The organism is Flavobacterium sp. WC2409 (genome assembly GCF_041200085.1).
In the GTDB taxonomy this organism is placed as follows: Bacteria; Bacteroidota; Bacteroidia; order Flavobacteriales; family Flavobacteriaceae; genus Flavobacterium.
Map to the genome: position 1 here is coordinate 754,149 of NZ_CP165625.1, position 24,179 is coordinate 778,327.

The window sequence follows — 24,179 nt, forward strand, 5'->3', positions numbered from 1 at the left end:
CTTATGATTATAGGTCAATACTATATTTGTTACTTTCTGCTTGCGGCATCAAAAAACCCTCAACTATATTATAATTGAGGGTTTTTTAGGTCTTAATTTATGATTTACGGTTTATGATTTCTCTTCTTTGTTGAAATAAACCAAGTAATAATACATTTGCTTTTCTTCGTCCCAACCTTTTTCAACAAATTTCTCTGCACTTTCAGGATTAATGAAATCCATTTTTATTTGAATGTGTGTATCTAGATTGATTACATTTTTGATTGACTTACGTGCATCAGTAACTGCTGCATTAGCAATAGGGAATGAGGTTACATCTTCAATACTGTATTTTTCTCCTTTATCAACTTTGTAATTCTTGAATTCAGGAATTAAGTCTGGGTTGTCAAGAACTTCATTTAAAAAATTAGTCTCTTCAAACTGATCGTTTTTGGCGAAATAATTTACAGAACGATTCATGAACATGACTTCTTCTTTTTTGTCTTCTGCTGGAAAAACAACATCTTTGGCAAAACTTTGACAGAATTTCAAATATTTCTTAGTAATGAAATTCTCATCTTCAAATGCATCAACTGATAAGAAATGCTCTAACCAGTAACGAGCATCATAACGGTTGCTGTCAACTGTAAGTATTTTATATCCTTCTTCTTTTTTATGATTAAAAATAATACATCCTTTATCTAATTTACTTAGGTTGATACCTTGTTGTAAAATCATTTCTAGATGTGTTCCTTTTTCTTCAAATTGTAAAAAGTCCGATTGTAATTCACTTTTAAAAATTCCAATGGCGTCCACTACATTATTATCAATATTTACATTGGTCAAATACGTAACATAAACCTCACCATTCTTAATGTGTGGATGGTTTGATTGATCAAATAGATGTTGTGTGATTTTTTTAGAACCTTCGTGTAAACTGCTAGGGTTGTCAAATATTTCCGAAGCATATTTATACATGTCGTTGTAATCCAAATCTACTTCATGGGCAAACTGGAAATAGTTCTCCTCTTTTTCTCTAAATGGTTTTAGAAAAAATTCTTTTATAAGAGGTACAATTTCGTCTTGAAGGCTAAATGGTTGCTCCGATAAGAAAATAGCTTCATTGCGACTTTTATTTCCTACCCTGTGAATAGAAAGTGTCTCAATATGTGTGTTAAATAAGTTGATCATTGGCTATGAGTTTCAAAGTTTCAGAGTTTCAGAGTTTCAAAGTATTTCGAACAAAAAAGCGATTATAAATCAGTTTTAATTTTTCGACAAAAAGCACTTATCATTCTTTCTACTTCTCTGCTATCTTCGTATGTTTTGTTAAATTGTAATTGGTTAATATATTTTAAATTAAAAGCAATTTCGAGTTGTGTTTGCAATTCAAATAATGATGCAACAGCAATATTTAAAAATTTCAAATAATCTTTGTTTCCGTTTCTACCCTAATCTTCAGCAATATTGCTAGGGATCGATATAGCACTTCTTCTTAATTGAGAGGTAAGGGCATAAATTTCTTCTTTTGGGAAATTATTAGACAAAGTGTAAATTTCAGTAACGAGTACCATTGATTTTTGCCATATTAATAAATCTCTAAATGTTCCCATATTTTTTATAACGGCTAAAAGTCTTTGTCACTCTGAAACTATGCAGCTTTGTCACTCAAAAAACTAATTCCAATTCTCTTCAAATCCAAAATCTTCAAAGCTATCATCTCCTCCAAACATATCTAGATCATCTTCATCTAAATCATCTTCAAATTCGCTGGCAAAATCATCAGCATTGTCTGCTTCAAAGTTTTTTTCCATAGCTTCATCTGGCATTTCACCATGTGAAAATAAGGTCTCAGGATATAAATTCCCTGCTTCTTGCTCTTCAATTGCAGCTAGTTCTACAAGGAATGTCCACATATTGATGAAGTCATAAACATAGATAATCTTAGTGTTTTCATCATCTAATAAATCGGATAAAACATAATCACTCATGATTTTTTGCTCCCCTGGAACATCTCCAGTATCAAAAAGTGAAATTTCATCCTCTTGATTCCAAGTTTCATCACAAGTATAGAAAGAGGCTACTTCCATGCCGTCAAAACCAAATGAATTGAAGATAGCGTTGTGTAAATCTTCTAAAGTATCATCAGCAAGTATTGCTATATCTCTAAATATATCTTCTTCAGCATCTAGAATTACTCTGAATTTGTAAACCATAATCTTTGTTTTTTATTGAAAGGTCAAAGGTAAAATTTAATTTCAGATATCTTTTTAAGAAACTTGATTTGTTAATAAGATTTTTGATTACAATTCATAAAACTCTAACGGCAAACCATCAGGATCAGCAATAAAGAAAAATCGTTTTTGAGTATAGGCATCTACTCGAATTTCTTCAGAAGAAATGTTATTTGTAATTAAAAAAGCTCTTGTTTTTTCAATATCATTTACTTCAAAAGCCAAATGACGCAAACCACAGGATTCTGGAGTCGAAGGTCTTTGAGGTGGATTTGGGAAAGAAAAAAGTTCGACAACAAAGTTTCCGTTTAAAGACAAATCTAATTTATAGGATTCTCTTTCTTCTCGATAAATTTCTTGAATGATTTTTAATCCTAAAATTTCAGTATAAAAATCCTTTGACTTTTGATAATCAGAACAGATAATGGCGATGTGGTGTATTTTGTTAAGTTCTAGCATTTTATTGTAAATAAATCATGGTGGGTAAATTAGCTTCGGGATTTTCCACTAAAGCTTGTGCGTGTAATTTGTTGATGAGTACTTTTGTTTTTTCGATAGAATCAATTTTAAACAAAAAGAAAACTTCGGTATCGTTATCTGTGTTTTGCCAAATGTTTTCTAAATACATTCCTTGGGAGGCATGAAATTCCTTGTCTTTTTCTAGGATTTCTTTAATAACTGCAATTGGAACATTGTTGAGTTTAGCTAATACATGTGACATAGTTTATTGATTTAGTTTTCGTATGACTTTCGCTGGATTTCCAACTGCCAGTGAATTATCGGGCATGTCTTTAGTAACTACTGATCCAGCACCTATAACACAACCTTTACCAATAGTGATTCCTGGGCAAATAACGGAGTTTCCACCAATCCAGCAATCGTCTCCAATGGTTATTGGTAGAGCACTTTCAAGAGTTTTTCTTAATTCAGCTTCCAGTGGATGCGTAGCAGTATACAATTGAACTCCGGGTGCAAAAAACACATTCGAACCTATTGTTACTTTTGCACAATCCAGCACCACACAGTTGACATTAAAATAAACGTTTTCTCCACATAATATATTGTATCCATAATCGCAATGAAAAGGAGGTTCAATATAAAGATTTGCTCCAGCATTCGGAATCAATTCTGCTATAATCTCACGTGCTTTTTTGGTCACTCGATATTGAGTAACATTCAAGCTATGTAGCAAGTTTTTTGCCTTTCTTCGCCCTTTAACTAAAACAGGATCTCCAGCCAAGTAATACTCACCATCAATCATTTTTTCTTGTTCCGTTTTCATTTACTATAAATCTTTGTTTCTAAATATTTCTTGGGCATGCCCTCCGCAAAAGCTTCGGTCGGGCTGTTCGTTGCAATCTCCCATGAAAAATGGGAGGATTTCCACTGCCATCCCTCATGCAAATCGCCATTGTAAATCCTTACGATTTGATGTAAATATAACAGAAAATCAAATCGACTACAACTCATCCCTGAAAATTGACAGTTCAGTTAGTTTAAGTTTTTAAAAAGAGACAATCAAAATACATTTGGAGAATCAAAATCAAACCAAATGAAATCAATCACTACATTAATTACTTTATTTTTTACCACTTTACTATTTGCACAAGCTACTATTTCAGGAAAAGTGATAGATGAAAAAGGAAAACCAATCGTTGGCGCTAATGTTTTTATCGAAGGAACTTACGACGGAGCAACATCTAATGAAATGGGGGATTTCTCATTTGTAACGGACGAAAAAGGAAATCAAACATTAGTAGTTAGTTTTTTAATTTACGAAACTTCAAAAACTCAAATTGATGTTGCTAATTTTCAGGGAAAAACCATCAAACTAAAAGAGAATTTAAATGCTTTGGACGCGGTTGTGATTACAGCTGGCACAATGGAATCAGGTGAGAAAGCACGGGTTTCAGTTTTAAAACCGTTAGATATTGTAACCACAGCAGGTTCGGCTGGGAATATTATTGCTGCTTTACAAACCTTACCTGGGACGCAAAGTGTGGGTGAAGACGGTCGTTTGTTTGTTAGAGGAGGAGAAGCTAATGAAACTCAAACTTTTGTCGACGGTATTCGTGTGGCACAACCGTATGGCGCAACAACTAATAATTTGCCTACTCGTGGTCGGTTTTCTCCATTTTTATTCAATGGTATTGCTTTCTCTACTGGAGGGTATTCTGCCGAATATGGGGAAGCGTTATCGAGCGTATTGCTTTTAAATACGGAGGACAATCCGGATCAAAACAAAACCGAAATTTCACTAATGACTGTTGGCTTAGGGCTTGGAAATACTCAAAAATGGGAAAAGAGTTCACTGAGTGTAAATGCTTCGTATATCAATTTAGCTCCTTACCAAGCAGCAATTCCACAAAATGTGGACTGGAATAGTCCTTTTCAATCTTTGTCGGGAGAAACGGTGTATCGCTATAATTTTAATAACGGAATTCTGAAATTGTATGCTGCTTTTGATTCTTCTAAATTTGATATTAATCAGGAAAATATAAACAGTCCAGAGAAAATAAGGGTGAATCTAAACAATGATAATTTTTATTTGAATACTTCATACAAAGGCGGTTTTGGAACTAATTGGCAAATTACTACTGGTATGAGTTATGGGTATAGTAAAAATAAAATAGGATTGGATTTAAATAAAGTTGATAATGATGAAAATGCTGCCCATTTAAAATTGAAATTGAAGAAAAGCTTTTCTAATTATTTTAAATTGTCTTTTGGAGGGGATTATTTTAGTACCAAATTCAATGAAGATTTCAAACCTAATCTTGGAACAACGAATACAAATGGGTACAACTCGAATATTGCAGCAGTCTTCACGGAAGCCGATGTTTTATTTTCGAAAAAGTTTGCCGCCAAAATTGGGTTAAGAGCTTCGTACAATGATTTACTTGATGAAACTGCCCTTGCTCCAAGACTTTCATTAGCATACAAAGTAGCTAAAAATAGTCAGTTCTCATTGGCTTACGGAGATTTCTCTCAAAGTCCATCTGTTGATTATATAAAATATTCTAAATACCATCAGTTTGAAAGTGAGAAAGCGGCTCATTATATTTTGAATTTTCAATATGCTAAAGACAGTAAAACCTTTAGAGCCGAAGCCTATTATAAAGACTACAATAATCTAGTAAAATACGATACTCAGGATATTGCTTATAATTCGGTTTTTAATAATACGGGTTCAGCATACGCTAAAGGGTTGGATTTATTCTGGAGGGATGGAAAAACAATTAAAAATCTAGAATATTGGATTTCCTATTCTTATATCGATACCAAAAGAGATTATAAAAATTTCCCAGTAGCCGCAACCCCCAGTTTTGTCGCTGATCATAGTTTGTCAATCGTAACTAAATATTGGATATCAGACTGGAGATCACAAATTGGATTTACGAATTCTTTTAGCTCAGGACGTCCCTATAATAATCCAAATGAAACCCAATTCATGAATGGAAAAACGAAATCGTATAATAGTTTAAGTTTTAACTGGGCGTATTTAATAAGTGCTCAAAAGATATTATATATCTCCGTTTCAAATGTATTAGGAACACAAAATGTTTTTGGATATGATTATGCTAAAGACCCAAATGCAGCGGGTTATTATAACCGAAAAACCATCACGCCCACAGCAGATCGGTTCTTCTTTGTTGGTTTCTTTTGGACCATTAGCAAAGACAAAAAAGACAATCAGTTGAAGAATCTGTAATTTGTCTTAAAGTTATAAAGTTGAAAGTTTAAAAGGAAGAATGATTTGGATTTTCAAAGACTTAAAGTATTTCCGCAAACAATGTGACTTTCGACTTTATGACTTTCAACTAATTTACCGATTCATCCTTAAAATTCAACAGTTCAGTAATTATAAATTTTTACAACCGTATTTCTGAAATACTTTTGAAATATAAATTAACAACGTTTCAATCATCAATAAAAAATTAATCAATCTTAAAAACTAGAAATCATGACCAAATTAATTACCACTTTCGCACTATTTGTTATTACATTATTATCGGCTCAAGGACAACAAAGCACTATGGAGTCAACAGGAGGGAAGTTTGAACAAGGAATGGGAAAAGCCTTTGGACTTTGGGGAGAAGGGAAAACTACAGAAGCTTCTGATTTATTCGAAAGAATTGCCGCTGCTGAACCTACGAACTGGTTGCCTAATTACTATGTGGCTTTAGTAAATACTACAACTGCTTTTGGAACTAAGGATAAAGAAAAAATAAATTTATTACTTTCGAAAGCACAAAACGCTTTAGATGTAGAAATGGGTAAAGATCAAAATAATGCCGAATTGTATGTGATGCAGGCTATGATTAATACCGCTTGGATTGTTTTCGACCCTATGACGAACGGACAAAAACTATCTGGACCTACTATGGGATTGTACGCAAAAGCTGAAGCAATTGCACCTAATAATCCGAGAGTAGTTTATTCAAAAGCAGAATTTGAAATAGGCGGAGCCAAGTTTTGGGGAAAAGATACCAAACCGATGTGTGCTCAAATTGATAAAGCCATTGAACTTTTTGCTACTTTTAAACCTGAAACACCTTTTTCTCCTAAATGGGGATTAGACAGAGCTTTAGAAGCACAGAAAAACTGTAAATAGGATAATTAATCAAATTCAATTTTCCTATTACTTAATTTAAAATAATATGTATAAAATTAATAAAGAAATACCTAAAGTATTTGTACTCTCATTTATTATCTTTTTTATAGCTCAATTTTTGAACTTAATTTTAGGGAATACAATACGATTTGATCTAAGTTTATTAATTAGTTTTGGATTTACCTTGTTGTACACGTTATCACTGTATGTGTCTAATATGTATCTTTTTAACTCCCTAGATTTGTATTTTAAAAAGGATAGGTTTTCTCTAAAAAGGATTGTAATTGGATTTTTTGGAGCATTTTTACTTTCTTTATTCGTTATTTTTTTACTGCGTATTTTTGAAGAAGTTTTAGTCAATGGGATGACATTTCAAGAGTTTTTATCAGCTGAAAAGCCATCCAATTATTTGTTTTCAATTAGTATTACTTTTTTTGTAACACTATCGTTATATACTTTTTATTTCTACAAATTATACAACGAAAACAAAGTAAAAGAACAGAAAATCATCGCTGGAACTGCCAATGCGAAATTCGAAAGTTTAAAGAATCAAATAGACCCACATTTTTTATTCAATAGTCTGAATGTATTGAGTTCTTTGATCGAAGAAAATCCGGATAATGCACAGCGATTCACGACTTCCTTGTCGAAGATTTACAGGTATGTATTAGAACAAAAAGACAAAGAATTAGTTTCTGTTGAAGAAGAATTGGCTTTCGCCAAAACGTATATGAACTTGCTTAAAATGCGTTTTGAGAATAGTTTGTTTTATGAATTACCAAATTCAATAATTGATCCAGAAGCTAAGGTCGTCCCGCTTTCCTTGCAGTTGTTGTTAGAAAACACAGTAAAACACAATGTGGTAAGTGAAAAAAGACCTTTGCATATTCGAATTAGCATTCAAGGAAGTTATTTAGTAGTTGAAAATGATTTTCAAAAGAAAGAAGTATTACAAGACCGTCAAGGAGTTGGTCTTCAAAATATAATTAATCGATACGGAATTATCACCGATAGGAAAGTATTGATAGCACAAAATGAAAAAGTATTTTCGGTCAAAATACCAATTTTGACCAAACAAATTACAGTTATGGAAACGACAAAAGAATACGATGAAAACAATGCCTACTACAGAGCAAAAAAGCGTGTAGAAGAATTGAAGGGTTTTTATGGAAATTTAATTTCTTATTGCTGTGTAATTCCTTTTTTAATTTTTATTAATCTAAGGTATTCGCCAGAATTTCAATGGTTTTGGTTTTCAGCAGGTGGTTGGGGATTTGGTTTAATCATGCATGCTTTGAAAGTTTTTGGGTATAGCTCGAATTGGGAAGAACGAAAAATCCAGGAAATATTGAGTAAAGAAGATGCAAAACAAACATGGAAATAGTCATGGAGAATAAATATCAAGAAGAAGATTGCTATTCTAAGGCAAAAAAAAGATTCAATAAAATCAAAGCATTTAAGTTGCATTTGTTCATCTATTTTAGTGTAACTCGTACTATATTTTTATTAACTAGAAATTCACTCCTGAATTACAATGGTGTTCATATTCAGTAGTTGTGGGCAATGCTAAAAACACTTAAAAAACAAATTTTTACATTAAACAAAAATGAACATTAACTCTTTTTCAAACTTATTTATTTGGTTAGTAGTAATAACTTTACCAGAAATTGTATTTTCTCAATCAACGGAATTTACAATTCAAGATGTAAAATTCGAAAGTCAGGGCGTCACTCTTTCAGGCTCAATTTTAACGCCAAAAAAAACATTTGCAGCTGTTGTAATTGTTCATGGGTCTGACCCTGTAAAAAGAGAATTGGAGTTTGCAAAACGTCTTGCCAAAGAAGGCATTGCTGTATTTACATATGATAAACGAGGAGTTGGGGAATCAGGCGGTGTATATGTGGGACCATCTGTTGGTACTAATAATATTGACACAACTAATCTTAGTTTATTATCTCACGATGCAAATACAGCAGTAAATACATTTAGAACCTATTTGAAGGATAAAAAGATACCTATTGGATTAGTTGGCTTTAGTCAAGCAGGGTGGATAATCCCAATTACTACAAGTAAAAATCCGAAAATAGAATTTATGGTTTTGTTTAGTTGCCCAACAATTACAACTCTGGAACAACTAAGGTTTCAGTTTTATACCAATGGAAACAACAATTTTTGGGAAACTCATTCAGAAGCGGATGCTCGTGAACATGTCAAAAATGATGCTGACCGCTATCAATTTACGGCTACTGATCCCAAAAACGCTCTAAATAAACTTTCAATTCCGGGACTTTGGCTTTTTGGTGAGAAAGATATACAGATCCCGGTAAAGATGTGTATCGAGCAATTAAACACATTGAAAGTTCTAGGTAGACCTTTCGAATATACTTTGTTTTCTAACTTAGGACACAATACTTCTTCTGACAATGATGCTGAACCTGTTGATATTTCAATTCAATGGATAAAACAGAAAGCTTTGAGTATTCAAAAGTCTAAAGTATCAAAATAAAGAAATGCCTACAATTGTATAGAAATATTAAGAATTTTCTTATAAATTTATGTTTGCGTTCCGTGGGAAATTTTATCTTAGCTGAAAGATCACTGCCAAGAATTTCGAAACCTTGCAAAGCCGCATTCCAAGAACGTTAGTAGAGGAATTCGTTTATTAATACATGCCTGTAAAATTTAATATATTTACCGATTAGTGAGAAGAAAGAAAAATTCAAGAGATTTTAATTAAAGAAGATAATAAACAAACATGGAAATAATCATGGAGAATAAATATCAAAACGAAGAACGTTATTTTAAGGCTAAAAAGCGAGTAGAGGAAATTAAAGGATTTTACGGAAACTTGATCTCTTATATTGTTGTAAACACGGGGCTTTTAGTACTTAATTTGGTTACCTCACCAGAATATTTATGGTTTTTTTGGCCGCTATTAGGTTGGGGAATGGGTGTGTTTTTTCACGGGATGAAGGTTTTTAATTACATGCCATTTCTAGGTAAAGATTGGGAAGAGCAAAAAATCAAAGAATTTATGGAGAAGGAAAAAATGCAGAAATGGAAATAATATTTTAAATCAATAAAATGGAAAATAATTATCAAGAGGAGAAACGCTATTATGAAGCGCAAAAAAAAGTAAAAGAAATTAAAAGTTTTTATGTGCATCTTACAGTATATCTTCTGACAAATCCAATTGTAATTGCAGTAAATCTGATTACTTCTCCAGAATATTTGTGGTGTTTGTGGTGCTTGTTGGGCTGGGCAATACCAATAGTTTTACATGGTTTAATCGCTTTTGATTACCCTCCTTTTTTTAATAAAGAATGGGAAAAAAGAAAAATAAAAGAGTTTATAGATAAAGAAGAACAATCCAGAAATAATTGGGAATAATTTAAATTTTTATAAAAATGGGAAGATTTAGACGAAGAATGTATGAAAATTATACGTCAGGGAATGATAGTCCTGATGCGCGTTATGATATTGCTTATAGAAGAGTAAAAAGAATAAAAGGGTTTTATGTTCATTTATTAGTTTACGTTTTAGTTAATGCCTTTATAGTGCTTTCTACTTTTAATAGAAGCTTGCTCGGAAGTGAAGTCTTTTGGAAATGGGAGACATGGAGTACGGCTTTATTCTGGGGAATTGGTTTGCTATCACATGGATTATCAGTTTTTGGAAGAGAGTTGTTTTTTGGATCCGATTGGGAAGAGAAGAAAATTCAAGAATTAATGGATAAGGATAAAAATAATAAATGGGAGTAAAATGAATTTTTAGATTTGATTCTTTATTATTTAACCGTAAACTAGAAAGCTAGCTACCTTGAAAAAATATGTACCAGTTATTGCCGTTTTAGCCTTTATAAAACTTATAATTCATTTAATTGGAAATCAAAATTATGGTTTCCATCGTGATGAATTATTGCACCTATCAGTAAGTGAACACTTGGATTGGGGTTATTTTGAATTTCCACCTTTTATTGCTTTCGTAGGTAAAGTGGCTCATTTCGTTTTTGGATACTCTTTATCAGGAATTCGTTTTTTTTCTACTTTAGCTGGAATTGGAATACTTATAATCTGTTGTTTCATTGCCAAAGAATTGGGCGGAAAGAGAAATGCCGTTTTGTTAGCAGGAATTTCAGTTTTGGCATTCTTACCCTTTTACCGCAACCATTTATTATTTCAGCCAGTAGCTTTTGATCAGTTTTTCTGGACTTTAGGATTCTATTTTTTAATTAAATACTTCAATACCAAACAAATTAAATTTCTGGTGCTTCTAGGAATTACTTTTGGTATTGGCTTGATGAATAAATACACCATTCTAGTTTGGGGATTTGGAGTTTTTATTGGATTGATGTTTTACGATAAAGGGAAATTATTCAAAAATAAATGGTTGTATATTTCAGGAATTATTTCTTTTTTAATTTTTCTCCCCAATATTATTTGGCAAGTAAACCACCATTTTCCTCTCATTTTGCACTTAAAGAAATTAAAAGAAACTCAATTAGATGCTAATGGTACATTTGATTTTGTTATCGAACAAATCAAACACCCTTTCACATTTACGATTAGCCTCATTGGTCTAGTTGCTTATTTTTTGGATACCAATTTAAAAAAGTATAAAATTTTTGGAGTTGCCACGCTTGTCATCTTTGGAACCCTATGGATTATGGAATCCAAAGCCTATTATTTCTTTGCCATTTATCCAATACTGTTTGCAGCAGGTGCCGTGAAAATCGAAAAATTATTGGAGAATAAGCCTAAATGGATTTATGTTGTGGCTGCGGTACTATTACTTCCGGCTCTTCCTTTTTTGCCTTTAGCAATACCTATTTTGCCTATCACGGATTATGTGGAATATGCTGATGCAAAAAAGCTACAGGACGGTAGAGTCGAATTAACATCGGATTATGCGGATATGTTTGGTTGGGAAGAACAAGTGAAATTAGTAGATAGTTTATATCAATCCTTACCGTTAAAAGAGAAAGAGAATTGTATGATTTGGGCCGAGAATTATGGTGAAGCTGGTGCATTAGAAATTTTAGGAAAAAAGTATCATTTGCCTAATCCAGTTTGTTCACATGGGAGTTTTTGGACTTGGGGAACGGGAAGTACAGATGGCACTTTTTGTATCAGTGTTGGGAACGAAAAAGTAGCCGTTTATCGTGTTTTTCAGGAGGTGAAATTGGTTAAAATAATCAAGCATAAATATGCCATTGATGAAGAAAATAATATTCCCGTTTACCTTTGTAGAAAACCCAAAATTAACCTGAAGAAAAAATGGCCTTTGTTAGAAAAATATGTTTTTGAATAACATGTTTTTTACACTCATTAATTTAGATTTTAAAAACAATATTTTATGACTATCATAATAATCGAAGATGAAAAACCGGCAGCAAGATTGTTGCAACGTAAATTAGAAAAGCTGAATCTGGAGGTAGGAGTAATGCTTCATTCTGTTGAAGAATCTATTGAATGGTTTTCGAATAATGAACATCCAGATTTGATATTTTTGGACATCCAATTGTCGGATGGATTGTCCTTTGAGATATTTGAAAAAATCGAAATTAAGAGTGCAATTATTTTTACAACTGCCTACGATGAATATGCTTTGAGAGCATTTAAATTGAACAGTATTGACTATCTTTTAAAGCCTATTGACGAAGATGATTTAGAAATTGCAATTGCAAAATTTAAGGACCGTTTACCTAAAAAGGAAAAGCTTCAAATTGATTTTGAAGAGATCAAAAAAATGCTTTCAAATCCGTTTGAAAAAAATTACAAAAAGCGGTTTACAGTAAAAATAGGGCAGCATCTAAAAGTTATTTCTACTGATGAAATAGAGTGTTTTTATAGCGAAAATAAGGGGACTTATATTCATACTTTTGACAATAGAAATTATCTTGTCGAAACTACTTTAGAAGTATTGGAGCAAGAATTAGATCCTTCTGCTTTTTATCGAGTGAGCCGTAAATTCATTATTCCAATGAAGGCAATAAAGGAAATTATTGTCTATAGTAATTCTCGTTTAAAAGTAATTTTGCCGTCGTATACCACCGATGAGGTTGTTGTAAGTAGAGAAAAAGTTTCTGATTTTAAAAATTGGATTGCTTAATTAGTGATTAAACTATGAGTTTATAATAAATAGCTTAACTATCTCGTATTTAATTTTTTAAATACCGACAATAGATTATCTCTATTGGGTATTAATGTCTAAAATATCGCTTTCTTATTCCTATTAGGATAAAAATAAAAATGGAATACACTATAAAAAATGGAGCAATGTATTCAATGTAATCTAAGGCCAACATCAGCGCTATTATTAATAGTTGGAAACCCAATCCATAGATAGATACAAAAGTCATAAACCAATTTGGTAATGTTTTGACTCTATAAGCATCACTGTCGAAGGTGTGAATTATTTTATCAAAACCACCATAAACAAGAGTGTAAATTTCGAATAAAATGGCTACTGATTTTTGACTTTCTCCAGGTAAAGCTTTAGGCATTTTGTACTCAAAAACTTTGCTTGTGGAGTCACCTCCAATTGATTTGTTTCTTAAAATTACATAGTAATAATTGTATAATGTTCCCTGTAATTGGATGCAAAAGAAAGCCAATAATGCGACCCAAAAAGGCGTTGCTGAAACGTAGCAAATTGCCGATAAAAAGAAAAAATTTAGAAAAATATCAAAGACACTGTCAAGGTATCTTCCAGTGTAGGATGGTCTTTTTTTTAAGCGTGCCAGTTCCCCATCAGCGGCATCAATTATCGATTTTAAAATAATAAAAACACCTGCTAAATAGTATTGATTTTGCACTATAAAATAGACAGCAATAAGACCTGATAGGCCAAAAAGCAGCGTAACATGTATAGGGGTAAATCGAGTGTTTTTTAATCGTTTTGCAAATAATTTTCCAGGTGATCTTCCGTAATCTGATAAATCGAAGAACTTATCCTGAGCAGCAAGTTTAGACATTTTTGTTTAAGATGAACAAAGAAATGTGACAATATAGTCAAATGTAAATATAGCTAAAAGTTGTTATTTAGACAATCGGTGCAAGGTATATGTCATGGCTGATAAAAGGAAAAAAGCATTGATTTGGTGGATCAATCCTAGCCATAATGGGACACCATAAAGTAATGTAAAAACACCTAAAGCAAACTGTAAAAAAACAAGAATTACAAGCAAATTAATACCATATTTTTGTCCATTGTCCAATACGTATTTTTTGCTTTTAAAATAAAGTAAAAGCATCATAGCAACTACAAAATAAGCTAATGTTCTATGTATAAACTGCACGCCACTTTTTCCTTCGGTAAAGCTTAAAAACAGGTTTTTTTGCTCTAAAAATACCGAGTCATGAATGAATTGTCCATCACTCATTAATGGCCAATGATTGTGAATTAAACCTGCATTTAAACCTGCAACAAAGCCTCCGTAGATGATTTGCAATAATAAAAAAGCAAGTGCATATTTAGCGATAGTTTGTAACGATTTTTGAGCAGCTCTTTTGTCTGGATAAATTAGGTCTAACGCTACCCAAAAAGTGTAAGCAAAGGTAATAAAGGCTGTCGTAAGGTGTAAGGCAAGTCTAAAATGGCTTACATCAGGATTATCAATTAATCCGCTTCGAACCATAAACCAACCAAAAAAGCCTTGTAAACCACCAAGGCCTAATAGTATGATGCATTTTTTAATTGTGCTTTTGTCTAGTTGTTTTCGAATTAAAAAATAGATAAATGGAAGCATAAATACCATTCCAATGGCACGACCTATAAAACGGTGAAACCATTCCCAGAAATAAATAAATTTATAATCAGAAAGGGTAAAATCATTATGGATATTGATTTTTTGATATTCAGGAAATTGTTTGTATTGGTCAAATGCTTCTTGCCATTTTGCTTCTGTTAATGGGGGTAGAGTATCTGTTATCAAGTGCCAATCAGTCATCGATAGACCTGAATTTGTCAATCGGGTGATTCCACCCACGACTACCATTATAAAAATTAATAAACAACCGGATAACAACCAAATTATAACTGATTTATTCTGTTTTTTCATTTTGAAACTAATTTTGGCAAAGATATTTTATAAACAATTAATTCTTAATTCAACAAGCGTTAATCTTTAATCCGATTTTTTGAGCCCTTTTTAACATAAAGTCGTAAGCAGCTTGGTACTCGTTGGCGATTTCACCTTCTAATATAGCTTCTTTTATAGCTTCTTTCAGCATACCTATTTCTTTGGAAGGCTTTATGTTAAAAAGCTCCATAATTTCCTCTCCTGTTATTGGAGGTTGAAAATTACGTACTTGATCGCGTTCTTCTACTTCCACAATTTTCTTTCGAACAATTTCAAAATTACTATGGTATTTCTTGAATTTATTTGGGTTTTTGGTGGTAATGTCAGCTTCACAAAGTGTCATTAAGTCTTCTACATCTTCACCAGCGTCAAAAACCAATCGGCGTACTGCTGAGTCCGTAACTGTGTCTTGCGAAAGTACAATAGGACGGGAGCTCATCATGACCATTTTTTGAACAAATTTCATTTTTTGATTCAAAGGCATATGCAAACGTTCAAATAATTTTTTGACCATTTTTCCTCCGAGAAATTCATGTCCGTGAAAGGTCCAGCCTTGTTTTTTATTAAATCGTTTGGTTGGTGCTTTCCCAATATCATGTAGTAAAGCAGACCAACGAAGCCATACATCATCTGTGTTTGGACAAATATTATCTACGACTTCAAGCGTATGGTAGAAATTGTTTTTGTGTGTTTGCCCTTCAATTTCTTCTACGTTGTTTAAAGCGGTCAATTCTGGTAAAAGAATGTCTAGAAGTCCCGTTTTGTAAAGCAGTAAAAAGCCAATTGATGGTTTATCAGTCGAAAGAATCTTATTTAATTCATCTACAATTCGTTCTCCTGAAATGATTTTGATTCGCTCAGCATTTTTAGTTATGGATTGCAGCGAATTTTCCTCTATTTCAAAATTCAACTGATTGGCAAAACGAATGGCACGCATCATGCGCAACGGGTCGTCAGAATAGGTGATATCTGGATCAAGAGGTGTTTTTAAAACCTTGTTTTCCATATCTTTTAAACCATTAAAAGGATCTAATAATTCCCCGTAATTTTTTGAGTTTAAAGAAATAGCCAATGCGTTGATGGTAAAATCACGACGGTCTTGGTCATCTTTTAACGTTCCGTTTTCTACAACGGGGTTGCGACTTTCAAAATGGTACGACTCTTTTCTAGCACCAACAAATTCGATTTCAGTATCTTCAAAACGCAACATGGCAGTACCATAAGTTTTGAAAACCTGAACTTTTGGTTTGTTAGGTAGTAATTTAGATACTTTTAAAGCCAATTCGATTCCGCTGCCAACAGCAACGATATCAATGTCTTTTTTAAAATCTCTTTTTAAAATCAAATCTCTCACAAAACCACCAATAACATAACTATCAACGTTAAGTTCTTGGGAAGCCTGAGAGATGACTTGGAATATTTTGTTATGTAATGCTTCTTTGTAATTCATAAGATTCTACCGCAGATTCGCAGATTTTTTTATTTTTTTGTGCGAACAATTCGTTTGTATTCTAAAGAAATAGAATTGAAATTCACCAATAATGCAAGTTCATTATCTGACACTTTTAGATAATTTAAGCATTGATTATAATGGCTATTATTAAAACAATCTACAGTTTTAATTTCTAAAATTATTGACTTATAAAGTACGAAATCTGCATAAAACTGATGCTTTAAAATTGTGTTTTTATAGTTTACTGAGTATTCTTTTTCACGTTCATAAGGGATGTTGTTTTCGTTAAACTCAAATTCTAAAGCGTCTTTATATACAATTTCTGAAAAACCTTTTCCTAAAGTTTTATGAACTTCAAATAGAATTCCAATTATTTTGTAGGTCTCATCTGCGGATAAATATTCCTCCATAAATTAAAATTTTAATCTGCGAATCTGCGGTTGTACTTTAATAATCTGCTATTAAAAACTATTTACGTATCACTTTTACCTGAGAGTCATTTGTCAACTTTATAATTGTCGATGGTTTCCCCCCAATTTTATCGCGGTGCAAATTTACAACATAGTCTACACCTTTAATAATCTCAGGACTAATTTCTTTGAAACTTTTTGGTGTGGGTAGCCCTGATATGTTGGCCGAAGTGGAAACTAATGGTTTTTTCATTCGCTCCAATAGTTTAAAGCAAAAAGGTTCTTTTACGATTCGGATTCCTAAAGTTTTGTCGGTGGCAATTAAGTTAGCAGCAATGTTTCTAGGATTATCAAGAATTAAAGTAGTGGGGTTTTCGGATAAATCCATGATTTGCCAAGCTACTTCTGGGATTTCTTTGAAAACATTGTACATCATTTTTTCGCCATTCATCAAAACGATCATGCTTTGCGTTTCGGCTCTTTGTTTGAGTTTGTATATTTTGGCTACAGCCTCAGCATTAGTTGCGTCACAACCTATTCCCCAAACGGTATCTGTAGGATAAAGGATAATTCCACCTTCTTTGATCACTTCAAGTGCTTTAATTACTTCTTCGTTAAGATCCATAGTTATATAAAAAAAAATAAATTTGACTGCAAAAATAACTATTCTAAATGTTATAACTCTTTATTTGAGTTTCTAATAACTTAAAATACTGTTTTTTTATACTTATTACCTGTGGTTTTTTGAAATACCGTTTAGTAAATCTCCCTTTAATTTAGTGTGATTTTAAGGATTCTTAATCGTTTGTAACGAATAAAAACACTGTACGCATTTAGATAGCAAATAGTGATTCCTTTTTTTCCGTCGAGAAACCCCAATCGTACAATATAATTAAAAAGGAAGTTATAGGCAGGGTGGAGGTATTGGAACAAAATGGAAGGAAAGTCATTTTGCATAAACTTTTCCTGTGCTTTCAATTCTCCGTAACGTATTATTTTTGCTTTATAAGAACCATAATTAGGATAGGAGTAATGAATGAGTTTGTTTTTGAATACCGCCGTTTTTCCATTCGTAATTAATTTTTCATGGACTAATTTTTCAGTTGCGTAAGTAGCAAATCCTTTATGGAAAAGGCGAAAAATTTTATCATTTTGACAGCCACTAAAATGAAGAACCTTATGTTTGAACATAAATTTTCTACGAAACTGAAAAGCAATAGAAGTTGTTTTTTGTTGTGTCGTTTCTAGAATTTCTGACTTTAATTCAGGAGTTAGCCTTTCATCAGCATCAAGGAAAAGAATCCAATCATTTTGGGCTAATGAAATCGCATAATTTCTTTGTGCTGGATAATTTTTAAAAGTGTTTTGAAAGAATTTTACTTTTGGAAATGATTTACAAATTGCTTCCGTTTTATCTGTACTAAATGAATCGACAACAATAATTTCGTCCGCAAAATCCAAATCAGCCAAAAGCGTCTGCATTTGATTTTCCTCGTTTAATGTAATTATTAAAACGGATATATTTGTATTAGACGATTCAATCATAAATTATGGGCAGTTTGAAAATAAGTTCTTTCTTTTGGGTTTAGCGAGAATGTGTATTTAAAAAAGTTTGCAACGAAGGGAATAATAGTTCAGGTTGAAACTCATTATAAAATAATTTAGTTTCTTTTTTTACAATTTTAGCCGACTTTCCTTCAAATAATTCGGGTTTAAATTCATTTAAATGTAAGGAAATATGATTGATTCCGTCTTCAAATGTGGCCCAGCCTTTTTTGTCAATCCAAGGAGAAAAAACAATGTAGGAAGGTTTGTGGAGTGCTTTAGCCATATTGATTGCTCCACCATCATTACCAATAATCATATCACATTGGTTCATTATGGCGATAAATTCTCGAATTGTTTTTCCTAAAACAGAGAAGTAGATTTTTTGTTTTGTACTCTCTTTGCATCCATTGAAGATCGTTTTAGCTTCTTCAATTTGCTTTGGAAAATAATTAAAAAGGATATTACAGTTATCATTGTCACCAATGAAATCAACTAATTCTGACATGTATTTCAATGGATAGGTTTTGTCGGGACTGCTTCCAATAATACTGAGCATAATCGTTTTTTTGGATCGATCTAGACCATGAGAATCCAATAGGGAAGAGGCGAAATCATTTTCCTCCTTTGTTACATAAATTTCTGGAAATGTAATCAAATCGATGTTGAGCTGCAATGGATCTAGCAATGCTAATCGTTGTTCAATTATTAAGCCTAAATTACTAGTAGGTGTTTGCTGTCTTATTATATTATCTGTATAAAGGAATGTTCTCCCTTTTTTTAGATAAGATATTTTTTTTGATGCTCCTGAAAATAATACTACGAGCCAACTTTCTAATTTGGAATAAGCATCTATAACAATATCGTATTTTTCTTTACGAATCGTTTTTAGGAATTTATAAAGTTCCCATTTACTCTTTTGATGTTTTTCCTTAAAAAGGATAAGATTATCAAAGCTAGTATTTCCCTGTAAAACAGCAATTGTCGATTCATAAACCATGTAATCAATTTGAGCGTTGGGGTATGCTTTGCGCAAATTATCACATAATAAAGAGCTTATTAAGACATCTCCAATCATTTTTTGTTGAATAACAAGTATTTTCATTTGATTTGGATTTGAAAAATTATGCTTTTATTTTCAAGTAATTCATGGCTCTAGGACTAATCCAGGTTTGCTTTTGTATGGCATTAAAATAATAAACGGATAGATTTTTAAGCATCAATCGATTCACTTTTAATTTTGGAATAAAAAATAAAAATAGACTAATTACAGATAATATTATTTTTTCTAATAGTACTCCAATAATCAACAAGCTATGTAAATAGATTTGTATTCCAAAAGTAAATTGATTGCTAATATAAGTGTGTTTTGAAATAATAACTTCTGTTTTTGTGAGTGCTTTTGTTTTGATATTCAATCGGGAAGCACCACCATGTTGATGAAAAATCGTTGCTTTTCTAGTAACGGCAACTTTTCCACCTATATCGGTTATTTTTTTACAAAGATCAACATCTTCAAAGTACAACCAGTAATCTTCGTTCCAGCCGTTAATTTTGGTGTACCAATCTCTGTTTATAAAAACAACTGCACCAGTGACCCAATCTGGGTAAAACAAATCGGTAGTAGTGTTAAAGCGTTTTTCTAGTTTGGCTTTGTTCCATTTTCTAAAAAGCGCTCGCGAAATTCCGAAAAAGCGTCCCAAAGCAGGAAATAAGTTGTTTTGCTTATAGAAAATAGCATTCTCATTGATTTGTAAACACGATAGAATTCCAATTTCAGGATGTGAAACGGCAGTTTGTAAAAGTATTTCTAATGCTTCAATAGTAAGTTTGGTATCTGGATTTAAAAAAAGGAAATGGTTTCCCGTTGCCATGCTTGCACCAACGTTGCAACCATTTGAGAAACCATTATTTCCAGAATTTTCTATTATTGTAAACTTGGAATATTTTTCTTTAAAAATAGAGAATTGTCCATCGTTAGAGAAATTATCAATTACGATAACCTCAAAGGAAATTGTTTTTGAAACAATTGTAGCAATAGATTCTAAACATTCGTCTAATGCTTTCCAGCCACGATAATTAACGATAATTATAGATATATCCAATAGGTCTTTTATAAAGTGGGTTAACGAATCGGATTATACCGCTACGTCATATTCGCGTAAAGCATCATTCAATGAAGTTTTCAAATCAGTTGAAGGTTTACGTGTCCCAATGATTAATGCACATGGTACTTGAAATTCACCAGCAGCGAATTTTTTAGTATAACTACCAGGAATCACTACAGAACGAGCAGGTACAAAACCTTTCATTTCAACCGGAGTTTCACCAGTAACATCAATGATTTTTGTAGAGGCAGTCAAACAAACATTAGCACCAAGAACTGCTTCTTTACCAACATGAACTCCTTCAACAACAATACAACGAGAACCTACAAAAGCGCCGTCTTCAATAATTACCGGAGCCGCTTGCAAAGGTTCAAGAACACCACCAATACCAACACCACCACTTAAATGTACATTTTTACCAATTTGAGCACAGCTTCCTACAGTTGCCCAAGTATCAACCATGGTTCCTTCATCTACATAAGCACCAATGTTTACATAACTTGGCATCATGATTACACCACTTGAAATATAAGCACCATAACGAGCTGATGCTCCAGGAACTACACGAACTCCTTTGGCAGCATAATCTCTTTTTAGCAACATTTTATCGTTGTATTCAAAAATACCGGCTTCCCAAGTTTCCATTTTTTGAATAGGGAAGTACATTACAACCGCTTTCTTTACCCATTCATTTACCTGCCATCCTTCACCTACTGGTTCAGCAACACGTAATTTTCCTGCGTCTAATAATTCAATAACTTCTCTGATAGCATCAGTTGTTGTAGTTTCTTGTAACAAAGCACGGTTTTCCCAAGCTTGTTCTATAATTGTCTGTAATGGATTCATTTTTGTTAGATTTTTGACAAAGATATACTTTTTAACCAAAAGCAAAAAGTGAAAATTTTTCCAAAATGTTAGTTTTTTCATATGATTTCTTTGGGCATGACCCTACGTAAAAACTTCGGGTCGGGCTTTTCGTTCTCGCTTTTTTATTACTGGTCAAAAAATCCAGCAATAAAAAGAGCTTCACTACAATCCCTCACGCAGCCCTCTTTAAAGACAAGATTTTGATTTTAAATTTGTTTTAAAAATCATATGAAAACAGACAAGATATTTGGTGTGATGGAGAAACGAATACAAAAAACAACTTATCATGAAATGTTTTATCTTTGTATTTTAAAATCAAGATTATGGAAACCATTAGATTAGAATTTCAACCCAATATCAAAGCCAAAATTTTAGAATTATTGAGTTCATTCTCTTCGGATGAGTTGAAAATAGTTCAAGAAGAAGCACAATTGGATAGTAATAAAAGAAAGGTAGATATTGCTTATGCTAAACTAAAAAGTGGTGCTGAAAAAATGCATACTGTTGAAGAAGCAGATGCTATTTTAGATCAAACCTTTTCAGAATATGACAGTTAGTGTCTCCAATGAATTTTTGGAATTACTTACAAATCAAGTTCGTTTTATTTACAAAGACAAACCCAAAGCGGCATTAAAATTCAGAAAAGAATTACTTAGAAACATTAAAAAAGACCTAAAACATCCCTTTCATTTCAAAGTATCTAGATATTTTGAAAATGAAAACATAAGAGATTATGTTTTTAAAGGATATATAGCTGTTTATGAAGTTGATGTTGAGAAAGAAATGGTTTCTGTTTTTGCTTTCATAAAATATAAAGACTCCCTATAAAATGCCAAGAATACTTTCCATAGACTACGGTCAAAAACGCACCGGAATTGCTGTTACAGACGAAATGCAAATCATCGCCTCGGGATTAACTACTATTCCCTCTGCTACAGCTATTGCTTTTTTGAAAGATTATTTTACCAAAGAAAAGGTGGAGGCAGTTTTAATTGGGGAACCTAAACAAATGAATGGTCAACCATCCGAAAGTGCCTCAATAATAAAAGGCTTTGTGACTCATTTTACCAACCATTTTCCAGACATGAAAGTCATACGAATGGATGAACGTTTTACCTCAAAAATGGCTTTTCAAACTATGATCGATAGTGGACTCAATAAGAAACAACGTCAAAATAAAGGCCTAATTGATGAAATTTCGGCTACAATTATGCTTCAAGATTACCTGATTCAAAAAAAGTTTTAAGTAGTCATTTTGAATCAACTATAAAGACTAGAACGTTTTCGTAATTTCTAACTTTTCCACCTTAATTTATTATAATTTTTTTAATTATATAAAGTATCTTTGCATTTTAAAATTTTGATATGCTTGATACAAAAACCATTCGTTCAAATACTGAAGTAGTACTTATAGGAGCTGGAATTATGAGCGCCACGCTTGGCTTAATTCTAAAAGAACTACAACCTGATATAAAAATTCAAATTTTTGAGAGATTAGACATTGCGGCTGCCGAAAGTTCTGATGCATGGAATAATGCTGGAACTGGACATTCTGCTTTTTGTGAGCTGAACTATACCCCAGAAGGAGCAGATGGTTCTATTGATCCTAAAAAAGCAATTAGTATAGCTGAATCATTTGAAGTATCAAGACAATTTTGGTCTTATTTAGTGGAACAAAATAAATTACCTTCTCCAGAAAATTTTATCAAAAGTATTCCGCACATGAGCTTTGTGTGGGGTGAAAAAAATGTTGCCTATTTAAAGAAACGTTTTGAGGTGTTACAAGCCAATCCGCTTTTTAAGGATATGGTTTTCAGTACTGATTTTTCTCAATTGAAAGAGTGGATGCCGTTAGTAATGGAAGGTAGAGATGAGTCTGAGAAAGTGGCTGCCACTTCTATGGCTATAGGAACGGACGTTAACTTTGGTGAATTAACTAGAAATATCTTTGGTTATTTATCAAATTTAGATGGAGTTACGATTCATTATAACCATGAAGTTTCTAAGATAAAAAGACGTGATGATGGTAAATGGAGATTAAAAATCACGGATTTGGTTACGGGTCAAAAAATGAAGGTGTATACTAAGTTTTTATTTATTGGTGCAGGTGGAGGTTCTTTACCATTATTAGAAAAAGCCGATGTTCCTGAAGGAGAAGGGTACGGTGGTTTTCCAGTAAGTGGGCAATGGCTTAAATGCACGAATCCAGAGGTAATTGCTAAACATAAAGTGAAAGTATACGGAAAAGCTAGTGTAGGTGCGCCTCCTATGTCTGTTCCTCATATCGATTCTAGAATGATTAATGGAGAAAAACAATTACTATTTGGACCTTTTGCTGGTTTTTCTACTCGTTTTTTGAAAAATGGTTCTTATTCTGATTTGCCATTATCGATCACTACAGATAATATTTTTCCAATGATTTCTGCAGGAATAAAAAACATTCCACTAACAAAATATTTAATAGAGCAAGTACGTCAATCGCCAGAAGATAGAATGAATGCCTTAAGAGAATATGTGCCTGGAGCAGAATCGAAAGACTGGGTTATAGAAAGAGCAGGGCAAAGAGTTCAGGTGATAAAAAGAGATAAAAAAGAAGGAGGAATACTTGAATTTGGTACTGAGGTGATTACTACTGCCGATGGGTCTTTATCAGTATTATTAGGCGCTTCACCAGGCGCTTCAACGGCGGTTTCCATTATGGTAGATCTAATAGGTAGATGTTTTAAAGACAAATTGGCAACATCAGAATGGCAAGAAAAATTGAAAATAATGATACCCTCTTTTGGCCAGCAATTAAATGAGAATCCTGCACTTTCAGCTGAAATAAGAAAACACACTGCTGAAGTTTTAAAACTGAATAATTAAGTTTTAAAAATAGAATTGCA

Annotated in this window: 27 protein-coding genes and 1 pseudogene; 13 read left to right on the forward strand and 15 right to left on the reverse strand. The window is 32.5% G+C overall.

Features of this window, described 5'->3' with window-relative positions:
* Window positions 1-111: 111 nt before the first annotated feature.
* The 6 genes and pseudogenes from AB3G34_RS03340 to AB3G34_RS03365 form a co-directional block, all read right to left on the reverse strand.
* Complete coding sequence (locus AB3G34_RS03340) at window positions 112-1,170, reverse strand: nucleoid-associated protein (RefSeq protein ID WP_367768525.1); 1,059 nt, start codon at window positions 1,168-1,170, stop codon at window positions 112-114.
* A gap of 62 nt (window positions 1,171-1,232) precedes the next feature.
* Window positions 1,233-1,592, reverse strand: a pseudogene (locus AB3G34_RS03345) (four helix bundle protein).
* 63 nt (window positions 1,593-1,655) lie between these two features.
* Entirely contained in the window at window positions 1,656-2,195 is a 540-nt protein-coding gene (locus AB3G34_RS03350) for a hypothetical protein (RefSeq protein WP_367752029.1), read from the reverse strand.
* Between the two features lie 87 nt (window positions 2,196-2,282).
* Window positions 2,283-2,672, reverse strand: a complete 390-nt coding sequence (locus AB3G34_RS03355) for a VOC family protein (RefSeq protein WP_369753450.1) — start codon at window positions 2,670-2,672, stop codon at window positions 2,283-2,285.
* A gap of 1 nt (window position 2,673) precedes the next feature.
* A complete protein-coding gene (locus tag AB3G34_RS03360) occupies window positions 2,674-2,934 on the reverse strand; it encodes a hypothetical protein (RefSeq protein WP_367752037.1) in 261 nt (86 codons plus the stop codon).
* A 3-nt stretch (window positions 2,935-2,937) separates the two neighbouring features.
* Window positions 2,938-3,495: a sugar O-acetyltransferase gene (locus AB3G34_RS03365; RefSeq protein WP_369753452.1), complete on the reverse strand. Its 558-nt coding sequence runs from the start codon at window positions 3,493-3,495 to the stop codon at window positions 2,938-2,940.
* Between the two features lie 270 nt (window positions 3,496-3,765).
* Here AB3G34_RS03365 and AB3G34_RS03370 point away from each other — a divergent pair, with 270 nt between their 5' ends.
* The 9 genes from AB3G34_RS03370 to AB3G34_RS03410 all read left to right on the forward strand — a co-directional run bounded on the left by AB3G34_RS03370 (window position 3,766) and on the right by AB3G34_RS03410 (window position 12,939).
* The gene (locus AB3G34_RS03370; protein ID WP_369753453.1) at window positions 3,766-5,925 is read left to right on the forward strand and encodes a TonB-dependent receptor domain-containing protein; all 2,160 of its coding nucleotides are present in this window, start codon (window positions 3,766-3,768) and stop codon (window positions 5,923-5,925) included.
* 252 nt (window positions 5,926-6,177) lie between these two features.
* Window positions 6,178-6,828 carry a hypothetical protein gene (locus AB3G34_RS03375; protein WP_367768544.1) on the forward strand — a complete coding sequence of 217 codons (651 nt, stop codon included), beginning with the start codon at window positions 6,178-6,180 and terminating at the stop codon, window positions 6,826-6,828.
* 46 nt (window positions 6,829-6,874) lie between these two features.
* Entirely contained in the window at window positions 6,875-8,212 is a 1,338-nt protein-coding gene (locus AB3G34_RS03380) for a histidine kinase (RefSeq protein WP_367768546.1), read from the forward strand.
* Window positions 8,213-8,434: 222 nt separating this feature from the next.
* Window positions 8,435-9,334: an alpha/beta hydrolase family protein gene (locus AB3G34_RS03385; RefSeq protein WP_369753454.1), complete on the forward strand. Its 900-nt coding sequence runs from the start codon at window positions 8,435-8,437 to the stop codon at window positions 9,332-9,334.
* A 249-nt stretch (window positions 9,335-9,583) separates the two neighbouring features.
* Window positions 9,584-9,895, forward strand: coding sequence for a 2TM domain-containing protein (locus AB3G34_RS03390; protein ID WP_367752048.1), 312 nt, complete (start codon window positions 9,584-9,586; stop codon window positions 9,893-9,895).
* 17 nt (window positions 9,896-9,912) lie between these two features.
* On the forward strand, window positions 9,913-10,218 hold the full coding sequence (locus AB3G34_RS03395) for a 2TM domain-containing protein (RefSeq protein WP_367768551.1): 306 nt from the start codon (window positions 9,913-9,915) through the stop codon (window positions 10,216-10,218).
* A gap of 17 nt (window positions 10,219-10,235) precedes the next feature.
* The gene (locus AB3G34_RS03400; protein WP_367768554.1) at window positions 10,236-10,589 is read left to right on the forward strand and encodes a 2TM domain-containing protein; all 354 of its coding nucleotides are present in this window, start codon (window positions 10,236-10,238) and stop codon (window positions 10,587-10,589) included.
* 58 nt (window positions 10,590-10,647) lie between these two features.
* Entirely contained in the window at window positions 10,648-12,138 is a 1,491-nt protein-coding gene (locus AB3G34_RS03405; RefSeq protein WP_369753455.1) for an ArnT family glycosyltransferase, read from the forward strand.
* 45 nt (window positions 12,139-12,183) lie between these two features.
* Complete coding sequence (locus tag AB3G34_RS03410) at window positions 12,184-12,939, forward strand: LytR/AlgR family response regulator transcription factor (protein ID WP_369753456.1); 756 nt, start codon at window positions 12,184-12,186, stop codon at window positions 12,937-12,939.
* 91 nt (window positions 12,940-13,030) lie between these two features.
* Here AB3G34_RS03410 and AB3G34_RS03415 read toward each other — a convergent pair whose 3' ends face one another.
* From AB3G34_RS03415 to AB3G34_RS03455, 9 genes are all read right to left on the reverse strand, one after another.
* Window positions 13,031-13,804 carry a CDP-alcohol phosphatidyltransferase family protein gene (locus tag AB3G34_RS03415; protein ID WP_369753457.1) on the reverse strand — a complete coding sequence of 258 codons (774 nt, stop codon included), beginning with the start codon at window positions 13,802-13,804 and terminating at the stop codon, window positions 13,031-13,033.
* A 63-nt stretch (window positions 13,805-13,867) separates the two neighbouring features.
* A complete protein-coding gene (locus AB3G34_RS03420; RefSeq protein ID WP_369753458.1) occupies window positions 13,868-14,890 on the reverse strand; it encodes a COX15/CtaA family protein in 1,023 nt (340 codons plus the stop codon).
* Window positions 14,891-14,939: 49 nt separating this feature from the next.
* Window positions 14,940-16,361, reverse strand: a complete 1,422-nt coding sequence (locus AB3G34_RS03425; protein ID WP_369753459.1) for a CCA tRNA nucleotidyltransferase — start codon at window positions 16,359-16,361, stop codon at window positions 14,940-14,942.
* Window positions 16,362-16,390: 29 nt separating this feature from the next.
* Window positions 16,391-16,774, reverse strand: coding sequence for a GxxExxY protein (locus AB3G34_RS03430; RefSeq protein ID WP_367752062.1), 384 nt, complete (start codon window positions 16,772-16,774; stop codon window positions 16,391-16,393).
* 58 nt (window positions 16,775-16,832) lie between these two features.
* A complete protein-coding gene (locus AB3G34_RS03435; protein ID WP_369753460.1) occupies window positions 16,833-17,399 on the reverse strand; it encodes an L-threonylcarbamoyladenylate synthase in 567 nt (188 codons plus the stop codon).
* Window positions 17,400-17,545: 146 nt separating this feature from the next.
* Window positions 17,546-18,319: a glycosyltransferase family 2 protein gene (locus AB3G34_RS03440; protein WP_369753461.1), complete on the reverse strand. Its 774-nt coding sequence runs from the start codon at window positions 18,317-18,319 to the stop codon at window positions 17,546-17,548.
* A 40-nt stretch (window positions 18,320-18,359) separates the two neighbouring features.
* Window positions 18,360-19,424 (reverse strand): glycosyltransferase family 9 protein, encoded by a 1,065-nt coding sequence (locus AB3G34_RS03445; RefSeq protein ID WP_369753462.1) that lies wholly within the window; start codon window positions 19,422-19,424, stop codon window positions 18,360-18,362.
* A 19-nt stretch (window positions 19,425-19,443) separates the two neighbouring features.
* On the reverse strand, window positions 19,444-20,424 hold the full coding sequence (locus AB3G34_RS03450) for a glycosyltransferase family 2 protein (protein WP_369753463.1): 981 nt from the start codon (window positions 20,422-20,424) through the stop codon (window positions 19,444-19,446).
* Window positions 20,425-20,457: 33 nt separating this feature from the next.
* Entirely contained in the window at window positions 20,458-21,273 is an 816-nt protein-coding gene (locus tag AB3G34_RS03455) for a 2,3,4,5-tetrahydropyridine-2,6-dicarboxylate N-succinyltransferase (protein ID WP_367752071.1), read from the reverse strand.
* Between the two features lie 344 nt (window positions 21,274-21,617).
* On the opposite strand from AB3G34_RS03455, the gene AB3G34_RS03460 reads away from it, so the two are divergent.
* The 4 genes from AB3G34_RS03460 (at window position 21,618) to AB3G34_RS03475 (ending at window position 24,159) form a co-directional block, all read left to right on the forward strand.
* Complete coding sequence (locus AB3G34_RS03460) at window positions 21,618-21,851, forward strand: hypothetical protein (RefSeq protein ID WP_369753464.1); 234 nt, start codon at window positions 21,618-21,620, stop codon at window positions 21,849-21,851.
* Window positions 21,841-22,122, forward strand: coding sequence for a type II toxin-antitoxin system RelE/ParE family toxin (locus AB3G34_RS03465; protein WP_367752075.1), 282 nt, complete (start codon window positions 21,841-21,843; stop codon window positions 22,120-22,122). The genes AB3G34_RS03460 and AB3G34_RS03465 overlap by 11 nt, the downstream gene beginning before the upstream one ends.
* A 1-nt stretch (window position 22,123) precedes the next feature.
* Window positions 22,124-22,540, forward strand: coding sequence for a Holliday junction resolvase RuvX (gene ruvX, locus AB3G34_RS03470; protein WP_367768583.1), 417 nt, complete (start codon window positions 22,124-22,126; stop codon window positions 22,538-22,540).
* 119 nt (window positions 22,541-22,659) lie between these two features.
* Window positions 22,660-24,159 (forward strand): malate:quinone oxidoreductase, encoded by a 1,500-nt coding sequence (locus AB3G34_RS03475; RefSeq protein WP_367768586.1) that lies wholly within the window; start codon window positions 22,660-22,662, stop codon window positions 24,157-24,159.
* The last annotated feature ends 20 nt before the right edge of the window (window positions 24,160-24,179 follow it).